Source organism: Rhizobium nepotum 39/7 (genome assembly GCF_000949865.1).
Taxonomy (GTDB): domain Bacteria; phylum Pseudomonadota; class Alphaproteobacteria; order Rhizobiales; family Rhizobiaceae; genus Agrobacterium; species Agrobacterium nepotum.
In genome coordinates, this window is the sequence record NZ_JWJH01000004.1 from 109532 (window position 1) to 128770 (window position 19239).

Annotated in this window: 20 protein-coding genes; 2 read left to right on the forward strand and 18 right to left on the reverse strand. The window is 59.7% G+C overall.

Features of this window, described 5'->3' with window-relative positions; translation table 11 throughout:
- Positions 1 to 87: 87 nt before the first annotated feature.
- From phnN to phnG, 14 genes are all read right to left on the reverse strand, one after another.
- A complete protein-coding gene (gene phnN / locus RS75_RS05190) occupies positions 88 to 702 on the reverse strand; it encodes a phosphonate metabolism protein/1,5-bisphosphokinase (PRPP-forming) PhnN (RefSeq protein ID WP_045018069.1) in 615 nt (204 codons plus the stop codon).
- Positions 699 to 1835 (reverse strand): alpha-D-ribose 1-methylphosphonate 5-triphosphate diphosphatase, encoded by a 1137-nt coding sequence (locus tag RS75_RS05195; RefSeq protein WP_045018070.1) that lies wholly within the window; start codon positions 1833 to 1835, stop codon positions 699 to 701. The genes phnN and RS75_RS05195 overlap by 4 nt, the downstream gene beginning before the upstream one ends.
- Positions 1832 to 2530, reverse strand: coding sequence for a DUF1045 domain-containing protein (locus RS75_RS05200; RefSeq protein WP_045018072.1), 699 nt, complete (start codon positions 2528 to 2530; stop codon positions 1832 to 1834). The genes RS75_RS05195 and RS75_RS05200 overlap by 4 nt, the downstream gene beginning before the upstream one ends.
- A gap of 285 nt (positions 2531 to 2815) precedes the next feature.
- Entirely contained in the window at positions 2816 to 4165 is a 1350-nt protein-coding gene (gene phnE / locus RS75_RS05205; RefSeq protein ID WP_045018074.1) for a phosphonate ABC transporter, permease protein PhnE, read from the reverse strand.
- Positions 4165 to 5151 (reverse strand): phosphonate ABC transporter, permease protein PhnE, encoded by a 987-nt coding sequence (gene phnE, locus RS75_RS05210; RefSeq protein WP_045018076.1) that lies wholly within the window; start codon positions 5149 to 5151, stop codon positions 4165 to 4167. Before phnE (RS75_RS05210) ends, phnE (RS75_RS05205) begins: the two co-directional genes overlap by 1 nt.
- A gap of 71 nt (positions 5152 to 5222) precedes the next feature.
- Complete coding sequence (phnD, locus tag RS75_RS05215; protein WP_045018078.1) at positions 5223 to 6128, reverse strand: phosphonate ABC transporter substrate-binding protein; 906 nt, start codon at positions 6126 to 6128, stop codon at positions 5223 to 5225.
- Positions 6129 to 6213: 85 nt separating this feature from the next.
- Positions 6214 to 7074, reverse strand: a complete 861-nt coding sequence (gene phnC / locus RS75_RS05220) for a phosphonate ABC transporter ATP-binding protein (protein WP_045018080.1) — start codon at positions 7072 to 7074, stop codon at positions 6214 to 6216.
- A 238-nt stretch (positions 7075 to 7312) separates the two neighbouring features.
- The gene (locus RS75_RS05225; protein WP_045018082.1) at positions 7313 to 7930 is read right to left on the reverse strand and encodes a transferase hexapeptide repeat family protein; all 618 of its coding nucleotides are present in this window, start codon (positions 7928 to 7930) and stop codon (positions 7313 to 7315) included.
- Positions 7927 to 8634 carry a phosphonate C-P lyase system protein PhnL gene (phnL, locus tag RS75_RS05230; RefSeq protein WP_045018083.1) on the reverse strand — a complete coding sequence of 236 codons (708 nt, stop codon included), beginning with the start codon at positions 8632 to 8634 and terminating at the stop codon, positions 7927 to 7929. The genes RS75_RS05225 and phnL overlap by 4 nt, the downstream gene beginning before the upstream one ends.
- A 4-nt stretch (positions 8635 to 8638) precedes the next feature.
- Positions 8639 to 9415, reverse strand: a complete 777-nt coding sequence (phnK, locus tag RS75_RS05235; RefSeq protein ID WP_045018085.1) for a phosphonate C-P lyase system protein PhnK — start codon at positions 9413 to 9415, stop codon at positions 8639 to 8641.
- Entirely contained in the window at positions 9412 to 10314 is a 903-nt protein-coding gene (locus RS75_RS05240; RefSeq protein ID WP_045018087.1) for an alpha-D-ribose 1-methylphosphonate 5-phosphate C-P-lyase PhnJ, read from the reverse strand. Before RS75_RS05240 ends, phnK begins: the two co-directional genes overlap by 4 nt.
- 133 nt (positions 10315 to 10447) lie before the next feature.
- Entirely contained in the window at positions 10448 to 11557 is a 1110-nt protein-coding gene (locus RS75_RS05245) for a carbon-phosphorus lyase complex subunit PhnI (protein WP_045018088.1), read from the reverse strand.
- A gap of 1 nt (position 11558) precedes the next feature.
- Complete coding sequence (gene phnH / locus RS75_RS05250) at positions 11559 to 12167, reverse strand: phosphonate C-P lyase system protein PhnH (RefSeq protein WP_045018090.1); 609 nt, start codon at positions 12165 to 12167, stop codon at positions 11559 to 11561.
- Positions 12167 to 12628: a phosphonate C-P lyase system protein PhnG gene (phnG, locus tag RS75_RS05255; RefSeq protein WP_045018092.1), complete on the reverse strand. Its 462-nt coding sequence runs from the start codon at positions 12626 to 12628 to the stop codon at positions 12167 to 12169. The genes phnH and phnG overlap by 1 nt, the downstream gene beginning before the upstream one ends.
- A gap of 82 nt (positions 12629 to 12710) precedes the next feature.
- On the opposite strand from phnG, the gene phnF reads away from it, so the two are divergent.
- A complete protein-coding gene (gene phnF / locus RS75_RS05260) occupies positions 12711 to 13448 on the forward strand; it encodes a phosphonate metabolism transcriptional regulator PhnF (protein WP_045018094.1) in 738 nt (245 codons plus the stop codon).
- 16 nt (positions 13449 to 13464) lie between these two features.
- Here the strand turns inward: phnF and dapB are convergent, their stop codons facing one another.
- The 4 genes from dapB to mepA all read right to left on the reverse strand — a co-directional run bounded on the left by dapB (position 13465) and on the right by mepA (position 17061).
- Entirely contained in the window at positions 13465 to 14292 is an 828-nt protein-coding gene (dapB, locus tag RS75_RS05265) for a 4-hydroxy-tetrahydrodipicolinate reductase (RefSeq protein ID WP_045018096.1), read from the reverse strand.
- 120 nt (positions 14293 to 14412) lie between these two features.
- Positions 14413 to 15435, reverse strand: coding sequence for a glucokinase (locus RS75_RS05270; RefSeq protein ID WP_045018098.1), 1023 nt, complete (start codon positions 15433 to 15435; stop codon positions 14413 to 14415).
- A gap of 88 nt (positions 15436 to 15523) precedes the next feature.
- On the reverse strand, positions 15524 to 15907 hold the full coding sequence (locus RS75_RS05275; RefSeq protein WP_045018100.1) for a methylglyoxal synthase: 384 nt from the start codon (positions 15905 to 15907) through the stop codon (positions 15524 to 15526).
- Positions 15908 to 16008: 101 nt separating this feature from the next.
- Positions 16009 to 17061: a penicillin-insensitive murein endopeptidase gene (gene mepA / locus RS75_RS05280; RefSeq protein ID WP_045018102.1), complete on the reverse strand. Its 1053-nt coding sequence runs from the start codon at positions 17059 to 17061 to the stop codon at positions 16009 to 16011.
- 206 nt (positions 17062 to 17267) lie between these two features.
- Between mepA and RS75_RS05285 the strand changes: the two genes are divergently transcribed.
- Positions 17268 to 19112, forward strand: coding sequence for an extracellular solute-binding protein (locus RS75_RS05285; RefSeq protein WP_045018105.1), 1845 nt, complete (start codon positions 17268 to 17270; stop codon positions 19110 to 19112).
- Positions 19113 to 19239: the final 127 nt, after the last annotated feature.

A 19239-nucleotide genomic window follows, 5' to 3' on the forward strand; every position in this document is an offset into this window, starting at 1 on the left:
CCCTCGCCTTGGCGTACCATGTTTGGAAATTGTCGCCTGATGCTAAGCTTTGCGAGGCCGTTTGTCGAGCAGCCGGGCCTGTGGATTTTAAACGCGGCCAAGGCAGGCGCTTTGTTCCAGCACCTGCATGATGGTTTTGCCCGCATCCTCCATGGCGCCGCTATTGTCCACGGTCGTCACGTCGAAATCCCCGGCGACCGTCAGCGAGCTGCGTTCCAGCCGTCGGAGGATATCCTCACGGCTCTCCCGCCCGCGCTGTTCCAGCCGCTTCGCCAGCACGTCCGGCCGTGCGACGATGTTTACGACCTTGAGATGGGAAAAGGCGGTGCCGAACTGGGGCAGAGCCGAGCGGGAGCCATTGGCGATAACCACGTCTCCCGCATTGAGATGGCGATAGACGGCGGCCGGAATGCCGTATTTCAGCCCGTGTGCGTGCCAGGAGACGGCAAAGGCGCCCTCATCTTCCAGCCGGTTGAATTCCTGCATGGAAACCGCGTCGTGATTTTCGCCGCCCGCATCACCGCTGCGGGTAATGACCCGGCGGGTGAAATGGAAGCCCGGCCGGCCGGATAATTGCGTCGCCGCATAGTCCATCAGCGTGTCCTTGCCGGCCCCGCTCGGGCCGACAATCACGATCATGGTTCCGGGCGTCCTACCCAGCGTCGCACCGTCATGGCGATTATCCTGTTCGTTGCCGGTCATGCGACACGTTTGCCCTGACGCCAGACGGAACGGGCAACGGGGACGCCATCTTCGCGGTGAACCCGGACCAGATCGGCCCGCAATCCCGTTGCGATGCGACCACGATCATGGAGACCCACCGTTCGTGCCGGCGTGGCGGTGACCATGCGGAGCGCTTCCGGCAGGGTGATGGCTTCCACCTGGTCGGCAAGCAGGAACGGTGCGTAAAGCAGGCTGAACGGCACGTAGTCGGATGAGAGAACATCCAGCACGCCCAGTTCCGCAAGATCGCGGGCGGCGATGTTGCCGGAGTGGGACATGCCGCGAACGATGTTCGGCGCACCCATCAGTACGCTCATGCCGGCGCTGTGCGAGGCTTTTGCGGCCTCGACGCTGGTGGGGAACTCCGCCAGTTTCACACCATGCCCGATCGCTTCGCCCACATGCGCTTCGGTTGCGTCGTCGTGGCTTGCAACGGTTATGCCGCGCTCGGCGCAGCGGGCGGCAAGATAGTCCCGGTGCTTTGCGGAAAATTTCGCAGATGCCGTCTGCCGGCGTCTGACGAACTCGGCGAATGCCTCGTCGCTCAGTCCGCGCTTCTTCTGATAATAGAAGACATACTGATCCATCGACTGGAACTGGCGCTGCCCCGGGGAGTGATCCATCATCGAAATCAGCCGTACGCGCGGATCGGTTTCGAAGTCCTCGAAATGCTCAAGCACATCTGATGAGGCGACTTCACAGCGCAGATGCAACATGTGGTCCGCCCGCAGGCGGTTTTGATCGGCAGCGGCTTCGATGGCATCCGCCATTTCCCGCATCTCGCCTTTCTTGAACCCGCCATCTTCATCGGAGCCAAGTCGAAGGCAATCGAAGACGGTGGTGATGCCTGATGACGCCACCTGTGCATCATGAGCCTGGATGGCCGCGATCTTGTCCCAGAGCACGCCGGGGCGTGGCGAATAGTGCTGTTCCAGATGGTCGGTGTGCAGTTCCACCAAGCCGGGAATCAGGAAATCGCCTTCGATATCCTCTCCGGTTTTTGATGCGCCTTCGCTGATATCGGCGATCTTGCCGTCACGGATCAGAACGGATCCCAGAATAATATCGTCTTCCAGAACGATACGGGCATTGGAAAGGGCGTGCTCGGTCATGGGTCAGCATCTTTCTTTGGCTGCTGGCCAAGCGGGTGCCAGCGATGAACGGTAAAGGGTTCGCCGCGCGTTTTCTCAATGAACAAAGCGAGGCCGGAAATGGTGAGAGGCCGGTCGACGAATTCGGAAAACCGGGCCGAAAGCACATCGCGGATAGCGGGCGCGTCGTTTTCATCGATACGGCCGGTCAGCGTCATATGAAAGCGAAAGTCGTCCATGACATGCGGATAACCCCAGAGCGACAGATTTTGCCGCTGGCTTTCCGTCAGGTTTTGCGGCCGCCGCCGGGCAATATCGGTCTCGGACAGCGGCGCGCGAAACCGATCGAAATAATCGACGATCTCTGCTGCGAAATCCTGTAGCGGCTGGTAGGTGCGGTCCGGTACGAGCGCGAAAAACGGGCCGAGCGCACCGACGACGATACGCGGAATATCGAAGGCGGACTGGCCGGCCGCAAACTGCTCGACGGCCGCGACGAGATCCAATTCACTGTATTTTTCGGCAAGCTCGAAGGGGGCTTTGAGGGTAGCGTGGAAGCCGTAACGGCGTGGCTCTTCCGTCATTTCAGCATAGGCGTCATGGTCGTCATGCTGCGCACCGGAAAACGCATTGCGCCCGAGCCAGCGCGATGCTGCTTCGGTCAGTGGATGATCTTTAGCCGGAGAAAAATAGATGGCGTAGCGCACGACGAGCACTCTTCAGTATCATGGGAAACCAGGATGAAAAGCTATTTGGCGTGACTCGCCCGCTTCTCGCAAGGTCAGGAGTGCGAGGTAATGGTTTTCCGTGACAGAATGATGATGCCCGCGCAAAAAAGTGCGCATGAAACACGGCGCATGTCTCGAATGTGCCGAAGACGCATCCTGACATATCGAATAGATGCATCAGGTTTTGCAAAAAGTTCCAATTTTACGACGGTGCCGAGAAGCGGCACAGCAAAACCGGGGGCTTTCTCGTGAGAAAGCCCCCGGCATTGTGATCTAGTGCTGTGTTTTCCCGATCAGACGTGAACGCAGGGCATTCGAGATGTGATCGAACAGGAATACGATGAAGAGGATGAGCAGGACCATGTAGGCGACCTTGTCCCAGTCGGCGTTCGTGCCCATCGCTTCCAGCAGTTTCAGGCCGATGCCGCCCGCACCCACCGCGCCGATGATTGTGGCGGATCGGATGTTGCTTTCCCAGAAATAAAGCGACTGGGAAATGAAGACCGGCAGAACCTGTGGCAGCACGCCGAAACGATTGACGGCTATCGGGGGCGCGCCAACGGATTTAACGCCCTCGCGCTGCTTGTCGTCCACATTCTCCAGCGCCTCGGCATAGACCTTGCCGAGCGCTCCGGTATCGGTGAAGAAGATCGCAGCTATGCCGGGTATCGGGCCGGGGCCAAAGCTGCGGGTGAAGAACAGCGCCCAGATCAGCATGTCGATCGAGCGCAGAAAGTCGAACAGGCGCTTCATGCCCCAGTTGGCAGCCCTGTTGGCGGTGATATTGCGTGCGGCGAGAAAGGCGAGCGGCAAGGCGACGAGCGTGCCGAGCAATGTACCCACGAAGGCCATCACCAGCGTCTGTATCAGCTTGGAAAAAATATCGGCGTGCTGCCAGACACCGTTATCGAGGAAATCATCGACCATGTGGCTGATATTGGAGCGTTGGGGATCGAGCCTCTCCCCCCACAGCGCCAGCGCGGCAAGGTCGCCGTAGCCCTTACCCCAGAATTCCGATTTGGTATCGAACAGGAAATTCGCCCATCCGAGGAAGCGACGCTGCACATAGACCTGGCTGGTACGGATTTCCGCCTGGCCAGCGAAACCATAATGCACGAGAACCTTGTTGCCGTCCTGCTGGATCTGTTGCGGCAGGACCTCGGGCGCCAGAGCTGCCTCGCCGTCGATGATGACGGGATAGTTCTTGCCGTCAACATAGACATCCACCCGCGCCGGCGTCACGTCGAGACGATTTTCGGTTCCTGCATAAACTACGCTGTAACCGCCGTCCGGCAAGGGTTGCAGCCAGTCGATCGGCGCATCGGCGGGATATTGCATGCGGCTTGACCACTGCGGGTTCACCTTGCCGTCTTCGAAACGAAGGCGTGGCTGGGCGCGCCAGGAATACCAGTCCTGAATATAGCTCGAAGCCCGATCCCACCGGCCCTGCATGAAAGCGGGACCAACATTGAAGAAGAAAAAGCAGGCGGTGAGATAGACGAGGACAGCGACAATACCGGTCAGAAAGCCGTATCGCTGCATGAACCCGCGATTGAAAATTGCGGGATGTGCAGCAGTCAGCCTTTCACGGTCAGCGGTGTTGAGAATGAAGCTGGAGGACATCAGGCCGCTCCCCGTCCGAATTCGAAGGATTGATGACCGATCAGCCTGCGGCGCAGCCAGCCGGAAAACTGGTCAACGGCGATGATGGTGATCAGCAGCAGGATGATGATGGCATAGGTCTTGGATGCGTGGTCGTTACCGATCGAGAGCCGGAAGACCTCGCCGATGCCGCCGCCGCCGACCGCACCGATGATGGTCGAGGCACGCACGTTGATTTCGCCGCGCAATAATGCGTAGGAAACGAAATTGGGCAGAACCTGAGGCACGATGGCGAAACGCACCCGCTCCAGCCAGTTGGCGCCGGCGGCGCGAAGGCCTTCATCCGCCTTCATATCGGCATTTTCCACGACTTCGAAGAACAGCTTGCCCAGTGCCCCGATCGTGTGAACGGAAATCGCGATGATCGCAGCGATCGGTCCGATCGATAAAATGGCGGTCAGCAATCCGGCGACGACGATCTCCGGAAAGGCGCGCAGGACTTCCATCACCCGACGCACGACCCAGCGGACGATCCCCGAACCGACAAGATTGGTGGAAGCGAAGAAGCAGAGCACGAAAGCAAAGCTCGTGCCGATGATCGTCGAGACCAGCGCGATGTTGAGGGTGATGATCAGCTGGTAAATGAAATGCGGGATGTAAAAGCTGTCGGTGACGTAAACGCGATCCGCGACATAGTTGTATTTCATCGAACCGTTGTCATACGGCGAGGGCAGGTCGAACATCGCGCGGAAGATTTCAAGCGGGCTGTCCGGCACGAAGGTTTTCAGGAAGTCGAAGAAATACGGCAGGCGCTCGAAGAATTTTCCCGAATTCGCCTCATTGGCGAAATTCAGCGACGCTGCGAGAATGATCAGAAAGACCACGAGCGAAATGACGGTATAAATCCGCCGTGTCGCAAGCTGCTGTTGATAATGACGCATGACCGTTCGGGACGATGCGCTCAACCCCTCGGGCTTGAGGTTACCGGGTTGCAGTGTGGTCGCCATGCCGCTCTTCCTTTATTGGCAAAAGCGGCGATGCCGCAAGGCACCGCCGCTTTCGGAATATGATGTCAGGATCAGCCGCCGATAACGGACTTACGGGCGTCGATGATCGTCTGGTAGAAGGACGGATCGACCTTGACGTAGCCGGTGTTCTTGCCCTGGCTGAAGCCCTGGAAGCAAGCGAGGTCCTTCTTCGGCAGTTCCATGAAGAAGTTCTCGACCTTCTGCTTCATGCTGTCGCCGATCTTGTTTGCGACCATGAGCGGACCGTTCGGGATCAGCGGGGACTTCCAGACTTCGACGAGATCGTCCATGTCGAGGTTGCCCTTCTTGACCATCTGGTAAAGGTTGCCGGCGGTGTAGCCTTCTTCCCATTTGCCTACGCCCGAACCGAACGTCGTGCCGACGTCGAACTTCTTGTCGAGAACCGCGAGAACGAGGTTCTCATGACCGCCGCCAAAGCCGGTTTCAGCGAAATATTCCTTGACCGGAACGCCGGTTTCTTTCGGGATCGCCACGTTCGGGACGAGGAAGCCCGAGGTGGAGTCAGGATCGGCAAAACCGATCTTCTTGCCCTTGGCGTCCGCCAGCTTCTTGATGCCGCTGTCCTTGCGGGCAACCATGATCGTGTAATAGCCGGTCGAACCGTCGGCGCCGGCAGTGGTGAGGATCGGATCGACAGCCTTCGGATCGGCAAGGGCGATCTTGGCGTAAGAGGAAGCGCCCATGGAAGCGATGTCGATGGTGCCGCCGAGCAGGCCCTGGATCACGCCGTTATAGTCCGGCGACGGGAAAACCTGAACTTCGGAAACGCCGGTCGCGGCTTTCAGGCCATCGGCAACGCATTTCGTGTTGCGGATCTGGTCGGCTTCGTTTTCGGAACCGTCGAGACCGATACGCAGGACCTTGACGTCCTGAGCCATGGCGGAACCGGCCAGAACGCCAAGGGCGACTGCCGAAAGAAGGATTTTCTTCAACATGGACTTTCTCCTGTTTCCCGGCGAGCCGGAGTTTGTTGTGAAGTATCGGCCCTTGACGCGGGCGCAAACGATGCTGAGCGGTTCCTCAGAGCCCGGCCAGAGCCAGCGGTTCGGGACCGGCAGATTGCTGTACCGGACGCGTGGCAAGCTGCGCGCCGGGAATATTGATGCTGGTCGAGGTCATGGTCTCGTCGATGCCGGCCCCGTGCGAATCCGTGCCGTAGATTTCCGTGACGGCCGCAGCCGTCAGCTCGGCAGGCGTTCCGTCGAAGACGACGCGGCCATGCGACATGCCGATGATGCGTTCGCAGTAATTGCGCGCGGTATCCAGCGTATGCAGATTGGTGATGACGGTGATGCCTTCACGCTCATTGATGTCGCGCAGCGCATCCATCACGATCTTTGCGTTCAGCGGATCGAGGGAGGCGATCGGCTCGTCGGCCAGAACCATCTTCGGAGACTGCATCAGCGCCCGGGCGATGGCGACGCGCTGCTGCTGGCCGCCGGAAAGCGTGCCTGCCGCCTGCATCGCCACATGTTCGATGCCGAGCCGCTCGAGGGCGGCGATCGCCATCAGACGTTCGTCATTCGTGAAGATGTTGAAGAGGCTGAGTGCCGTCGAACGGTGGTTGAGGCGGCCGAGCATGACATTGGTGAGCACGTCGAGGCGCGGCACCAGATTGAACTGCTGGAAGATCATGGCGCAATCGCGCTGCCAGTTGCGCAGGGCGGCGCCCTTCAGCGACGAGACTTCAATGTCGTTGAAATGGATGGAACCCGAGGAAGGGTCAACGAGGCGATTGATCATACGCAGCAGCGTCGATTTCCCTGCGCCCGAACGTCCGATCACGCCAACCATCTGGCCTTGCGGAATTTTCACATTCACGGCATCGACCGCAGTGTGGTTGCCGAAACGGCGCGTGACCTGCTTCAGGTGAAAGCTCATTTCCCCGTCCAATCTTCTTGTTACGGGGTTCGACCTAACAGCGGAGCATGAAGCGTGAATGTCAGTTTGATGAAGAAAATATTACAGAATCCGCAGACACGGGATCCGTGTGTTCGCCGACAAAACTTTTTGCAGCCGTGCCAATGGGTTGAAACCCACCCGACGCCTCGCAGACGTGGCTGTGCAGACCCCGGAGCATGGCCCCGGGATCTGCTATTTCTTCCGTGCGGGGTCGTTTTTACCCGGCGTATTTCGCCACGAAATCCTCGGCGGCGAGGGTGCGGAAATCATCCAGCGCACCGCGCAGCCTTGTGTGGTCCCAGTCCCACCATTTGAGATCGTCCATGCGGCTCCCAAGGTCCACCGGGAAACGTTCGCGGATCAGCCGGGCGGGCACACCACCGACGATGGTATAGGGTGCGACATCTTTCGATACGACCGCGCCGGCGCCGATCACCGCGCCGTTTCCAACGGTCACGCCGGGCAGGATTGTCGCGCCATGGCCGATCCATACATCGTGGCCGATCACCACGCGCTTGGCGCGGCGGGCGGCGAAGAAGTCCGTTTCATCCTCGGCGTCGTCCCAATAGCTGCGGGCACGGTAGGTGAAGTGGTGGAGCGTGGCGCGCGACATCGGATGATTGGTCGCGTTGATGCGGACAGCGGCGGCGATGTTGACGAATTTGCCGATGCTGGCGCACCAGATGGCGCCATCCTGCATGACATAGGAATAGTCGCCCATCTCCACTTCCTCGATGCGGCACCGTTCCGAAACTTCGGTATAACGGCCGATCGATGAATTGGTGACGCGGGCGGTTTCGTGGATGACGGGTTCGAGACCGACCTTGACACTCATGCCGCTGCCTTCCGTGGCGAAAATTTCGAAACGTCCAGAATGCGGTCGGCCACGGCTTCCCGCACTTCCTCGTCATGGAAAATGCCGAGCAGCGCGGTGCCCTTCTCTTTTTTCTCGACGATCATGTCGACAACCACGCGCCGGTTGACGGCGTCCAGCGAGGCGGTCGGCTCATCGAGAAGCAGGATTGCATGGTCGGTAATGAAGCCGCGCGCAATGTTCACGCGCTGCTGTTCACCGCCGGAAAAGGTGGCTGGTGGAAGCGACCACAATTCCCGTGGCAGGTTGAGTTTCGAAAGCAGAACGGCGGCCTGCTCGCGCGCCTCTTCTGCGGCGACCTTGCGTGCGAAAAGCGGTTCCGCGACGACGTCGATAGCCGGAACGCGCGGCACCGTGCGAAGAAACTGGCTGACATAACCGATGGTGCGGTGGCGAATATCGAGGATGGTGCGCGGCGAAGCGCTGCCCATGTCGATGACCTGACCCTCGTGACGGATGAGGATCTGCCCGCTGTCGATGGCATAATTGCCATAGAGCATTTTCAGGATCGAGCTTTTGCCGATGCCGGACGGGCCGCCGAGCACGACACATTCGCCGCCGGAAACGGAAAAACTGACATCGCGGACAACAGGCAGTTCGATGCCGTCGCGAAGATGCATGGTGAAGCTTTTGAAGACTTCCGAAACGATAAGAGGCGTCGGCATGGCATCAAACCTGCAAAATGGAGGAAACAAGCAATTGCGTGTAGGGCTCGCGCGGATCGTCCAGCACCCGGTCGGTCAGGCCGTGCTCGATGACGTCGCCGCCCTTCATCACCATCATGCGGTGAGAAAGAAGCCGCGCGACTGCCAGATCATGGGTGACGACGACGACGGCGAGGCCGAGGTCGTTGACGAGGCCGCGCACGAGATCGAGCAGGCGTGCCTGCACGGAGACATCGAGGCCGCCGGTCGGTTCATCCATGAAAACGAGACGCGGCGAGGTCACCAGGTTGCGGGCGATCTGCAGACGCTGGCGCATGCCGCCGGAAAAGGCGCGCGGCTGGTCGTCGATACGGTCGGTGCCGATTTCCACCCGCTCCAGCCACTCGCTGGCCGATTGCCGGATGTTGCCGTAGTGTCGGTTGCCGACGGCCATCAGGCGCTCGCCGACATTTGCGCCGGCCGAAACCGCCATGCGCAGCCCGTCCGCCGGATTCTGGTGCACGAAACCCCAGTCTGTCCGCATCAGGAAACGCCGTTCAGCCTCGCCCATATGATAGAGGTCGCGCACCGAGCCGTCGCGCATACGATATTCCACGCTGCCCGCCGTCGGCATCAGCCGGGTGGAAATGCAGTTGAGAAGCGTGGTCTTGCCGGAGCCGGATTCACCGACGATTGCCAGAACCTCGCCGGGAAAAAGCTCGAAGGAGACGTTGCGGCAACCGGCCCGGTCGCCGTAATATTTGGAAACGTCCCTGACTTTCAGAAGCGGTGTGTCGCTCATTCTGCGGCCTCCTTCACATCCGCCAGCAGGTGGCCCTTGTGGCCATGGGCGCGGCGGTCCTCACAATGGTCGGTATCGGAGCAGACGAACATCCGCCCGCCCTTGTCGTCCAGCACCACCTCGTCCAGATAGACGTTCTCCCCACCGCACAATGCACAGGGCTTGTCGAAGCGTTGGATTTCAAAGGGATGGTCTTCGAAATCCAGGCTGACGACATCCGTATAGGGCGGAACGGCGTAAATGCGCTTTTCGCGCCCGGCGCCGAACAATTGCAGGGCGTCCGACAGGTGCATTTTCGGATTGTCGAATTTCGGGGTCGGCGAGGGGTCCATCACGTAACGTCCGGCAACTTTCACCGGATAGGCATAGGTGGTGGAGATGCGGCCGTTGCGGGCGATGTCCTCATAAAGCTTGACGTGCATCAGGCCGTATTCCTCCAGCGCGTGCATGACGCGGGTTTCGGTCTCGCGCGGCTCGAGGAAACGCAAAGGTTCGGGAATGGGAACCTGATAGACGAGAACCTGCCCCGAATGCAGTTCTTCCTCGGGAATGCGGTGCCGCGTCTGGATGATGGTCGCGTCCCTGGTGCGGGTGGTAACGGCCACATTCGCCACCTTCTGGAAAAAGGCGCGGATGGAAACGGCATTGGTGGTGTCGTCGGCCCCCTGGTCGATCACCTTCAGCACATCGTCGGGACCGAGGATGGAGGCCGTCACCTGCACGCCGCCGGTGCCCCAGCCATAGGGCATGGGCATTTCACGGGAGGCGAAGGGAACCTGATAACCGGGAATGGCAATCGCCTTCAGGATCGCCCGGCGGATCATCCGCTTGGTCTGTTCGTCCAGATAGGCGAAGTTGTAGGCAGCCAGCCCGTCGTCGAATGAAACTTCTTCAAGCATTGCGCGTTAACCTTGCGAAAAAAGGAGTACAAGCTCATGGAGATTGGAATTCTTGCAGCCGTGTTCTTTGCTGTATTTGCAGCATCGACCGTGTTTTGCGCCTATTGGTTTGGCGAGCAGGGCAACCGCTGAGCTATTCGGCCGCATCGCCCATCCACTCCGCACCATTGGAGTTGATCGCGTCGAAATCGGCGCGCATCTTCCTCACCAGATCGAGTTCAGCCTGAAAATCCACGTAGTGCGGCAATTTCAGATGTTCGACGAAACCCGTCGCCTGCACGTTGTCGGCGTGTGAGATGACGAATTCCTCGTCCTGCGCCGGGGCAACGACATCCTCGCCGAATTCACCGGCGCGCAACGCACGGTCGACCAGCGACATGGCCATCGCCTTGCGTTCGCTCTGGCCGAACACCAAACCGTAACCGCGGGTGAATTGCGGTGGCGCCTTGGCCGAACCCTTGAACTGGTTGACCATCTGGCATTCGGTAACTTGAATATCGCCGAGGGAAACGGAAAAACCGAGTTCCGGCACATCCAACTCCACCTCCACTTCGCCGATGCGGATTTCGCCGACAAACGGATGCGTGCGGCCGTAACCGCGTTGCGTCGAATAGGCGAGCGCGAGAAGAAAACCCTCGTCACCGCGCGCGAGCGATTGCAGGCGCAGGTCACGCGGCATTGGAAACTCCATCGGTTCCCGCGTCAGATCGCCGGCAATATGGTCGTCCGCCATGTCGCCGTCGTTTTCGATCAACCCTTCTTCGGCCAGAATATCGGAAACGCGCATGACATATTCGGGCTCCCCTTCACGTCGGGCGGCAGTCTCTACGCTCTCGTCTTCGAGAAGCGAGGGATCGAGCAGGCGGTGGGTGTAGTCGAAGGTCGGTCCCAGCAATTGCCCGCCCGGCAGATCCTTGTAGGTCGCGGAAACGCGGCGGTGAACTGTCATCTTGGCGGTATCCACCGGGACCGAATAGCCGAAACGGGGCAGGGTCGTGCGGTAGGCGCGCAGCAGGAATATGGCTTCGATCATGTCGCCGCGGGACTGCTTGACGGCAAGGGCGGCAAGCGACTGATCGTAAAGCGAAGCCTCCGCCATCACCCGGTCGACGGCGAGTGAAAGCTGCGAGACGATCTGCGCCACCGTCATGGCGGGCAGGTCGCGGTCTCCGCGCCGCTTGTCGGCCAGAAGCCGGTGTGCGTTGGCGATGGCGGTTTCGCCGCCTTTGACAGCAACATACATCTTATGCCTCCACGGGTTGAATGCGCGTCGTGCGCGGCAGGCAAACGAACTTGTCGCCAGCCGTCAGAATGATGTCGATGCCGCGCGGGAAGATGGCGTTGTTCTCCGCCCACAGCCTCGGGAACATATCCGGCAGGCCGGAAGGGCTGATGACGTTGATGTGACGGATGCCGGGACCGGACAGAAGCAGTTCGCGTCCGCCGTCGAGATCGGGCAATTCGATGATGACCGTCGTGGAACGGTCAGGATATTCCTGAGTTCCCTGGGCAAAGAGACCGAAGGAGGCAATTGCGCTTCCGGCCTCGATGACGGCAAAATGCGCAGCACTCTTTTCTTCCGTCGCAACCGCCCCGGTGTGAAATCCGATCCATCCCGGTACTGCGGTTTTGCGAAGCGCGCCGCTCAGCCAGACCGGCGTATCATGGTCGCAAATTGCCAGAAGAACGGCACCGGTCGCGGTGCCAAGCGGCAGCGGTGGGGCAACCGTTGTTTCGATCGTCTGCGGCGTGCCCGGCCGGGCCATGCCATCCATGAGTTTCTTGAAAATCCGTTGTGAATCGAAGACGGCGTCGGAAAAACCGCCCGTCAATGCTTCGGCCTTGACGCTCATCAATCCTCTCCTCGAACCATGGTGAAGAAATCGACCCGGGTTGCGGCGGTTTCTTTGGCTTTTCGGTTCGTCTCTTCGGTCAGCCTTTTTTCGACCGGTGAAAGAAGCTCGGTCTCGATGAAGTCGCGGGTCGGGCTTTCCTGCCAGAGCGCGTCGAAAACCGCTGCATACCAGGCCTTCTTGCGGCCGGTGCCGAGAACATGCGCATGGCCGACGGTGCCGGATGCAAGCTTCACGGTTGCCCGGGTCACGGTCGTTTCGCCCAGATTGAAAGGCGCGCCGCCGCCGCCGATACGGCCCTTGACCATGACGAGACCCGTTTCAGGTCCGCGCACGTTTTCCGTCTGCGGGCTGGCATCCTGCCGGGTCCAGACCGTCTCAAGTTCCTGAACGGTGGCGCGGGCAAGAAGTGCTGCCACCCGCTTCCTTTCCGCATGTGAATTCGCCGCTTCGTTATTCATCGCTTGACCTCTAATGTCTATTGATATAGACAACCATACAATATAAGCTACAATTAACGTCGATGAATGACAAGCGTGTGACATGAGCCCTTCAGCAGCGATGAAAAGAAAGAACGGTGTGGCGCTGTGGCGGCAGATCGCCGACAGGATCAGGGCTGAGATCGCGGCGGGCGATCACGACGAAACCGGCATGTTGCCACCGGAAATCACGCTGGCCGAAAAATTCGGCGTCAACCGCCACACGGTCAGAAGCGCCATTGCCACGCTGGCAAGCGAAGGTATCCTCGAGCCGAGGCAGGGGCGCGGCACGATGATTGCGCGCAAGGAACGCCTGAGCTTTCCGATTTCACTGCGCACGCGGTTCACGGCGGGTATCAGCGATCAGGTGAAGGAAATGCAGGCGCTGCTTCTGTCCCATACCACCGAGCCGGCAAATGCCGATCTGGCGGCACGGCTGCAATTGCAGCCGGGCGCACCGCTTGTGCGTCTGGAAACCCTGCGCAAGGCCGACAGCCGGCCGGTTTCCCGCTCGACCACATGGTTTCCGGCGGACCGTTTTTCAGGGATAGGGGAAGCCTATCAAAAAAGCGGGTCGATCACCGCCGCCTTCGAAATGCTGGGCGTCGCGGATTATGTGCGCATCTCCACCGTCATTTCCGCCAGCCACGCGGATACGCAGGATCTGGCCGATCTCGAATTGTCGCCGGGCGCAATCCTGCTCGTCACTCAGGCGCTGAACGCGGATATGGACGGCATCCCGGTGCAATATGCCATCAGCCGGTTTTCAGCCGATACGGTCGAGTTCACGGTGGAAAATTAAGGAGCAGCCGGAGGTCCTATTCCGTCTGCGAAAGACCGAGCACATCCAGCATCGAATAGAAGCCCGGCTTTTTGTCGAGCGCCCAGACGGCTGCCGCAATCGCGCCGCGTGCGAAGATGGAGCGGTCACCGGCATAGTGGGAAAGCTCGACGCGCTCACCCTCACCGGCGAAGATCACCGAATGTTCGCCGATCACCGAACCGCCGCGCAGCGTGGCGAAACCGATGGTTCCCGTCTCACGCGCACCCGTATGCCCATCGCGCACGCGAACGGAAGAGGTTGTCAGATCGACCTTGCGGCCCGCCGCCGCCGCTTCACCGAGCAGCAATGCCGTCCCGGAAGGCGCATCCACCTTGTGTTTATGATGCATTTCAAGGATTTCGATATCCCAGTTCTGCGTATCGAGTGCTTGCGCCGCCTGCTGCGTCAGAACGCTGAGCAGATTGACACCAAGGCTCATATTGCCCGACTTGACGATGCGGGCATGGCGCGAAGCTGCCTTGAATTTCTCCTCGTCTTCCGGCGTGCAGCCCGTGGTGCCGATGACGTGCACGATGCGGGCCTGTGCGGCGAGGCCGGCGAAAGTGACGCTGGTTGCGGGCGAGGTGAAATCGATCACCCCTTCGGCATGCAGAAAGGCCTGCAGCGGATCGCTGGTGATTTCGACGCCGATAGGTCCAAGGCCTGAGATCTCGCCGGCATCGCGGCCGACAAAGGCGGACTCTTCGCGTGCGACGGCGGCATGCAATGTCACACCAGGCGTCTGGTGAATGAGGCGGATCAATGCCTGTCCCATGCGGCCCGCCGCACCAACCACGACCAGTTTCATCTCGCTGCCACCCATGCCGTCACTCACTTTTTCATGTCCTGCCGTTCAAGGCAGCCATCCATTACATCGACCTATACGTCGTCGACGTTAAAGACCGTCCGCCCGCTTCGCAACCCTATCCTGTCCCGGGACCGATCAGGCTCTCCAGCGCCGTCCGTCCAGCGAAAGGCCGAAATCCGAAGGCGTGCGGGCGTAAGTGGCTAGACCCGAAAGGGCCGCCTGCGGATGGGTGACGACGAAGGTCGGAATGCTGCGCATCAGGGCGCTGTGCGGCGCCTTGTCCTCGAACGCCGCCCGGAATTCCGGGCTTTTCAGCGCCGGAATGATTTTCTGAGAAATGCCGCCGGCCAGATAGACGCCGCCCTTGGCCATGAAGATCAAGGCAAGGTCGCCTGCCAGGCGGCCGAGATAGGTGCTGAAAAGCGAAAGCGTTTCCTTCGCCTGCGGGTTCTGGCCCGAAAGCCCATGCGAGGTGATGTCGGCCGGATCGGAAAAGATAGGTTCGATGCCATCGGCAGCGCAGATGCCCCGGTAAAGATTGACCAGTCCGCGCCCGCACAGGATCTGTTCGCCCGCAACGCGGCCCTCGATGGTTTCGATATGCGGGAAAACCGCATAGTCGCGCGCACTTCTGGGGCCGATGTCGATATGGCCGCCTTCGCCCGGCACCGGGAACCACATATGGCGGGCATAGACCAACCCGGCGACGCCAAGGCCCGTGCCCGGTCCGAGAACCACGCGCGACGCCAGCATGTCCTTCTTGCCGGAGCCGATGGACTCCCGGTTGTCGTCGTCAAGGGCGGCGATTGCCAAAGCCTGCGCCTCGAAGTCGTTGATGACGATGACGTCCTTCAGGCCAAGTTTGGCCAGCATATCCTTCGGTTTGACGACCCAGTCGCAATTGGTCAGCGGAATCTCGTCGCCCTCGATGGGACCGGCGATCGCAAGGATGGTCGAGACGGGCTGAAGCGATGTCTTGTCCAGAACCGCCTGCTGGATGGCGTCGTCGATCGTCTCGTATTCCGCCGTCTTGACACTGGTGAGATGCATGGGTTCGGCGAAGGAATCGAGCAGGATGGAAAAGCGGGCATTGGTGCCGCCGATGTCGCCAAGAAGGATCGGGAAGGAAAGATATTCGGTATCGGACGTCTTCGGCATTGCCTGTTCCATATTGGTGGGGGCTGGAGCGGGATGGCGAAAAATATGTGCGGTTTTCGCCTGAAATCCCGCGTCTTATATTTATGAATTATCCGGCGACGTTGAAGTCCACCAGTTTTTCTGCGGTGGCGCGGTTGAGCGCCATGGGAATGTCGTAGACCGTGGCAAGCCGGGTCAGCGCCTTCACATCCACATCATGCGGCATCGCCGTCAGCGGGTCCGTGAAGAAGATCAGCATGTCAACTTCGCCGGTGGCGATCATCGCGCCGATCTGCTGGTCGCCGCCAAGCGGGCCGCTTTTGAGACGAATGACGCTCAGTTCGGGACAGGCTTCCTGAACGCGACCGCCGGTCGTCCCGGTGGCGACGATTTTAAAGTTCGAAAGCACTTTTTGATGATGACGTGCGAAATCCGCCATATCGTCTTTTTTCTCGTCGTGAGCGATGAGCGCGATACAGCGTTGTCCTGCCATGTCCCTGCCTGTCTCCGGTAAAGAATTAAATCGATTTGAAGCCTTCTATAACAGCTTGCCGCCATTTGAAAAGGGAAGCTGTTTAATGCCCCATTTCTGTTTCAGTTCAATGTCGGGCGCTGGGTCGGGAGCGGAATATCCGAAGGCGGCTGAATGGCCACCGGAGCACTTTGAATGATCTGTTCCACGCCTTGCTGCCGCACGGCTTGCGCCGGGGAATATGCCTGAGCAGCAAAACCTTCCGGATTGGCGGATGGGGCGGCAGCCACGACGGCGCAGGCTGCGGGCAGATCGGAGACCATGACCGGACGGGGTTTCACCGGCTTGGCATTGGGGTCTTTCTTCGGAGGCGCCCATGGTTCCTTGGTGAACCACCAGGCAAGCGACTTGTCGCAACCGTCGCCTTTGCCGACCTCCGCCTGCGGTTTGCAGTTTGCAGCACCGGGCGGGCATTCCAGCCGGATGTGGAAATGTTCGTCGTGACCGTAGATCGGCCTGATCTTGCCCATGAAGGTGCGGTCGCCGGTCCATGTCTGGCAAAGTTTCTGCTTGATCGCCGGGTTGACGAAGACCCGCTCTACCTGCGGATAGCTTGCCGCCATCATCACCAGACGGGCATTGAGCGGCGACCATTTGCGGTCATCCACCGTCAGGAACTTGGCCTTGTCCAGCATGGAGACGAAAGGCAGCGTCTCGCGCTGCTGCACGCTCAGCCTGGGGTTCGGCATGGGCCGCCACCAGACGTCGACATCGAGGCCGATCTGGTGCGAGGCATGGCCGGTCAGCATCGGCCCGCCGCGAGGCTGGGAAATATCGCCGAGCAACAGCCCCGGCCAGCCGATTTTCTGCGCATCCTGCGAAAACCGTTCAAGGAAGGAAATCAGCTGCGGCTGGCCCCAGTTGCGATTGCGGGAAAGACGCATGGCTTGCCATGTAGGGCCATCCGGCGGCATGGCGATGGCGCCGGACTGGCATCCCTTGGCATAGGAGCCGATGGGCTGCGAAGCGTTGGCGGACGGTAGGTCGAGATGGCCGAACACTTCTTTCGCGGGCCTGTCCTCGGCAAATGCGGTTTGCGTCTGCAACTGAAGCGCGGAAACGACCGAAATCGCCAGCATGGCCGCCTTGAAAACTCTCGATGATCCCGCCGTCATATATTTGTGCCCGCTCCGACCAAATGATTCTCTCGCCCCTCAGGATAAACTGGAACGGGATTTTGTTGAAACCATGTTTCGCCGCGCTTGCGCCAAAGCATGCGGATAAAGGCGTCAATAAAGAGCTTGTGAGCCGGGGCATCTGTTTTTTGCCAATCTTTGTTTTATGCTCTCTTCAACAAACACGAAAACAGGGAACATCCCGAATGATATTGGCACCATTGAAATCCCGCCTCCTCATCGCTCTTGCGGCGTCCGCCATGCTGATACCGGTGGTGGCCTCCGCCCAGTCGGCAGATGTGTGGCGAAAGGGGATTTCGACGGTCGGGGTGCTGAAGCATCCTGATGGTTTCGATCATTTCGACTATGTGAACACTAAGGCGCCGAAGGGTGGCACGTTGCGCATGTCGACGTCGGGAACTTTCGACACGCTCAATCCGCTGCTCGCCAAGGGCGAGGTGGCGACGGGTCTTTCTCTGGTTTTCGACACTCTGATGAAATCGACGGAAGAGGAACTATCGGCCTCCTACGGTCTTCTGGCCGAGGGCGTGAGCTATCCGGATGATATCTCGAAAGCCACCTTTCGGTTACGCGCGGAGGCAAAATGGGCGGACGGCAAGCCGGTAACGCCTGAGGATGTCGTCTTCAGCTTCGAAAAGGCCAAGGATCTCAGCCCGCAGCTTGCAACCTATTACACCCACGTCACCAAGGCCGAGATCAGCGGCGAAAGGGACATCACCTTCACCTTCGATGAAAAGAACAATCGCGAATTGCCGCAGATCGTCGGGCAATTGCTGATCGTTCCCAAACACTGGTGGGAGAGCGCTGGTCCGGATGGCAAGCCGCGCGACATATCGCGCGGCACGCTGGAGCCGGTCATGGGGTCCGGTCCGTACAGGATCGCGGTCGCGTCGCCCGGCTCGACGATGACCTATGAGCGCCGCGACGACTATTGGGGCAAGGACGTCAATGTGAATGTCGGCCAGCACAATTTCAAAACAATCGCCTATACCTTCTTTGCCGATCAGGACGTCGAGTTCCAGGCTTTCAAATCCGGCACGGTCGATTTCCGGCAGGAAGCCTCATCCAGCCGCTGGGTCACCGGTTATGATTTTCCGGCCGTCAAGGAAGGCCGCGTCAGACAAGAGGAATTGCCGAACATCTACCGCTCCGTCGGCATCATGCAGGCTTTCGTGCCGAACATGCGGCGGGAAAAGTTCCAAAACCCGAAACTGCGCAAGGCGCTCAACTACGCTTTCGATTTCGAGGAGCTGAACCGGACGCTGGCTTATGGCCAGTTCCAGCGCATCAACAGCTTTTTCATGGGCAGCGAGCTGGCTTCTTCCGGCCTGCCGACCGGCCGCGAGCTGGAGATTTTGCAGGAGCTGAAGGATCAGGTTCCGCCGGAGGTCTTCACTACCGAATACCGCAACCCGGTCGCGGGTGAACCGGCCAAGCAACGTGACAATCTGCGCGAGGCGGTCAAACTCATGAAGGAGGCCGGCTACGAGCTGCGTGGCAACCGCATGGTCAATGCGGCGAGCGGGCAGCAGCTGGACATGGAATTTCTGATCGACTCCTCCGGTATGGAAAGAACCATCCTGCCCTATGTCCAGAATTTGAAGAAGATCGGCATCAATGCGACAATCCGCACGGTCGATGCCTCGCAATATACCAACCGCACCCGCAGCTTCGATTTTGACGTCACGATCAAGCTCTGGGCGACATCGGCAAACCCTGGCAACGAGCAGGCTGATTTCTGGGGTTCGGCGGCAGCCGACCGGCAGGGTTCAAACAACCTCGCCGGCATCAAGAACCCCGCCGTCGACGCTCTGGTCAGAAAGGTCATATTTGCGCCTAATCGGGATGAGCAGGTGGCCGCCGCGCGCGCGCTCGACCGGGTGCTTCTGGCAAACAGCTATGTCGTACCGCAATTCTACCGCGGCGAGATGTTCGTTGCCTACTGGAACACACTCGTCCGGCCGGAAAACCTGCCCGAATATGGCATCGGTTTTCCGGAGGCATGGTGGTCCAGCCAGGCCGCAAACTGACGCCGGCCTTGCTTTCGCGCCGAAGGCTTGATTCACATAGGGCGAAACGAATCGCTTAAAGCGCGCGCAGCGCTTTCAGGAAAGGACCGGGTTTGACAGAAACGAAGACCGCTGACGTATCGGCCGG

Bases quoted from the DNA above. Each gene is read 5' to 3' on its own strand.
- phnN (WP_045018069.1), bottom strand. From the start codon at position 702: ATGACCGGCAACGAACAGGATAATCGCCATGACGGTGCGACGCTGGGT.
- RS75_RS05195 (WP_045018070.1), bottom strand. From the start codon at position 1,835: ATGACCGAGCACGCCCTTTCCAATGCCCGTATCGTTCTGGAAGACGAT.
- phnE (WP_045018074.1), bottom strand. From the start codon at position 4,165: ATGTCCTCCAGCTTCATTCTCAACACCGCTGACCGTGAAAGGCTGACT.
- phnE (WP_045018076.1), bottom strand. From the start codon at position 5,151: ATGGCGACCACACTGCAACCCGGTAACCTCAAGCCCGAGGGGTTGAGC.
- phnD (WP_045018078.1), bottom strand. From the start codon at position 6,128: ATGTTGAAGAAAATCCTTCTTTCGGCAGTCGCCCTTGGCGTTCTGGCC.
- phnC (WP_045018080.1), bottom strand. From the start codon at position 7,074: ATGAGCTTTCACCTGAAGCAGGTCACGCGCCGTTTCGGCAACCACACT.
- RS75_RS05225 (WP_045018082.1), bottom strand. From the start codon at position 7,930: ATGAGTGTCAAGGTCGGTCTCGAACCCGTCATCCACGAAACCGCCCGC.
- phnL (WP_045018083.1), bottom strand. From the start codon at position 8,634: ATGCCGACGCCTCTTATCGTTTCGGAAGTCTTCAAAAGCTTCACCATG.
- phnK (WP_045018085.1), bottom strand. From the start codon at position 9,415: ATGAGCGACACACCGCTTCTGAAAGTCAGGGACGTTTCCAAATATTAC.
- RS75_RS05240 (WP_045018087.1), bottom strand. From the start codon at position 10,314: ATGCTTGAAGAAGTTTCATTCGACGACGGGCTGGCTGCCTACAACTTC.
- RS75_RS05245 (WP_045018088.1), bottom strand. From the start codon at position 11,557: ATGTATGTTGCTGTCAAAGGCGGCGAAACCGCCATCGCCAACGCACAC.
- phnH (WP_045018090.1), bottom strand. From the start codon at position 12,167: ATGAGCGTCAAGGCCGAAGCATTGACGGGCGGTTTTTCCGACGCCGTC.
- phnG (WP_045018092.1), bottom strand. From the start codon at position 12,628: ATGAATAACGAAGCGGCGAATTCACATGCGGAAAGGAAGCGGGTGGCA.
- phnF (WP_045018094.1), top strand. From the start codon at position 12,711: ATGAGCCCTTCAGCAGCGATGAAAAGAAAGAACGGTGTGGCGCTGTGG.
- dapB (WP_045018096.1), bottom strand. From the start codon at position 14,292: ATGGGTGGCAGCGAGATGAAACTGGTCGTGGTTGGTGCGGCGGGCCGC.
- RS75_RS05270 (WP_045018098.1), bottom strand. From the start codon at position 15,435: ATGCCGAAGACGTCCGATACCGAATATCTTTCCTTCCCGATCCTTCTT.
- RS75_RS05275 (WP_045018100.1), bottom strand. From the start codon at position 15,907: ATGGCAGGACAACGCTGTATCGCGCTCATCGCTCACGACGAGAAAAAA.
- mepA (WP_045018102.1), bottom strand. From the start codon at position 17,061: ATGACGGCGGGATCATCGAGAGTTTTCAAGGCGGCCATGCTGGCGATT.
- RS75_RS05285 (WP_045018105.1), top strand. From the start codon at position 17,268: ATGATATTGGCACCATTGAAATCCCGCCTCCTCATCGCTCTTGCGGCG.